This window comes from Acinetobacter sp. YH16044 (assembly GCF_013417145.1).
Taxonomy (GTDB): Bacteria; Pseudomonadota; Gammaproteobacteria; order Pseudomonadales; family Moraxellaceae; genus Acinetobacter; species Acinetobacter amyesii.
Window position 1 is genome coordinate 1 of record NZ_VPEK01000117.1, and the last position, 1,795, is coordinate 1,795.

The following is a 1,795-nucleotide window of genomic DNA, read 5'->3' on the forward strand; positions in this document are numbered from 1 at the left end:
CTACTTCTTGAGAAGTCACTTCATTTGCTATTCCCTCTTGTACATAAAGAAGTCCAAGCAAAATTACACTCAAGTAATTAGCCCTAATCATATCAAGTATTTATTTATTTACAGGAATAACCTGTTGATTAATATCAGAATTAATAACTACTCGGAACTTTCCTGCACCATTATCTGGAAGACTGGTTGGTAAGTTCCAAGACATCGTTTGTCCTGCCAAAACATAACCCATCAATCCAGATATCAAAGGTACGATATTTCCTGTCGTGGATACATAACTCAACTGACTTAAGCGTAAATAGGAACTAGAACGGTTCGAAACTGAAATCTGGCCGTTCGTATATTTAAACTGAATATTATCAAGCGAGGTTAGACCTTGAGTAATTTTATGAGGTTGCGAAGACTTATAAAAAACAGGAATTGAGTATTGCAATAAAATATTTAAACCCGAGTTATTTTGCTCGGAACTACTTCCTGGCAACTCATCTACCAGTACTCGAAATGCCTGCTCCTGAGTACTATTAGTATTGGCTGGCTTAATCAAGCGTACTAATTGTCTTTGACCAGGTTTAATTTCAGTAATAAGTGGACTTGCAATAAGCTTCTTAGTCGGTTCCAGAATTTCCTGGTTATTAAGCTGAGTCCACTCTTGCATACGTACTTGAGCACGAATATTTGTTTTCCCCGTGTTTGTAAGCCAAAGCTCTTTTGCTTTTTCCTGGGAAGAAAACTCTACAAGGATGGGAGATACTTGTAGACTAGCTGCTTGTGCTAAAGAACAAAAGGAAGAAGCTAAAAGAGTCACCATATAGATATGCTGACGATTTAATATTTTTTCAAATATACCTTGCAATAGCCTCTCCTTGTTTACTTATAACTTAATTAGTAAGTAATTTTAGCAGTCACAACATCAGTATATACACCTGCCTTAACATTTGTGTTGCCTTTTAATTTCGCATAGACAGGCAACTCTTGTGCTTTACCTGTACCGGTTTGCTCTAGTGCTTGATCAACTGTTTTACCCCAGATCTTTTGTGCACCGGTATCTTGGAATAAATCATAAGCCACGACAGAAGTACTGTCAGATTTATGCTTCATTTGACGTTCGCTATCCAGTACCACTTTATAAGGTGTGCCAATGGTACATGTAGCTGTTAATTTACCTGTTTGGGTACGGTTTACGTCGGTTGAACGATCTAAACTTCCGAAATCAATATCTGTAGCTGAATTAAATTCACACGATTCATTGATTGTTAATTTCACTTCAAAGTTCTGTGTTGGGGCAGTAGCTGCTTGTGCTGCAGAAAAGCCAAGTACAGATGAAATGAACAAAGAAACATATGTAATTTTTTTCATGAGATTGAATCCAATATTTAAGTTCAGCCTAACCTTAAAAAGTGGATGAACTTTTGATCAAAGTAGGCGAGGAAATATACGCTCATTAAACAAGCAAGTACATAATTTATTTAGAAAAAATTAGATACTTTACTCTAAATTACTCCAATTAAAAAATTGGCTTAATTAAAAATCAGCTTTTATTTTCCCAAAAAAATGTGATAAGTATCTCATTAAAAATGATTTACTTGCTGTACGGATCATATAGTAAATAAAAAACAACTATTATTGAAACCAATAAAAACAATGAAAATAATCTAAAAAAACAATTAATACGAATTTCGAGCTTATAATTTTTAAAGTCATTAATGAAAAATGCTTTGTAGGTAAATTTCTGTTAGCGGGGGAAATGTTCAATTACAGCAATTGCCGTTAGAGCGTATTGAAAATAATTTTTATT

Annotated in this window: 2 protein-coding genes; both read right to left on the reverse strand. The window is 34.3% G+C overall.

The window, feature by feature from the left end; genetic code table 11:
- Positions 1-100: 100 nt before the first annotated feature.
- Complete coding sequence (locus FTV38_RS17320) at positions 101-853, reverse strand: molecular chaperone (RefSeq protein WP_179995803.1); 753 nt, start codon at positions 851-853, stop codon at positions 101-103.
- 29 nt (positions 854-882) lie between these two features.
- Positions 883-1,356 carry a spore coat U domain-containing protein gene (locus FTV38_RS17325; RefSeq protein WP_180023026.1) on the reverse strand — a complete coding sequence of 158 codons (474 nt, stop codon included), beginning with the start codon at positions 1,354-1,356 and terminating at the stop codon, positions 883-885.
- Positions 1,357-1,795 lie beyond the last annotated feature (439 nt).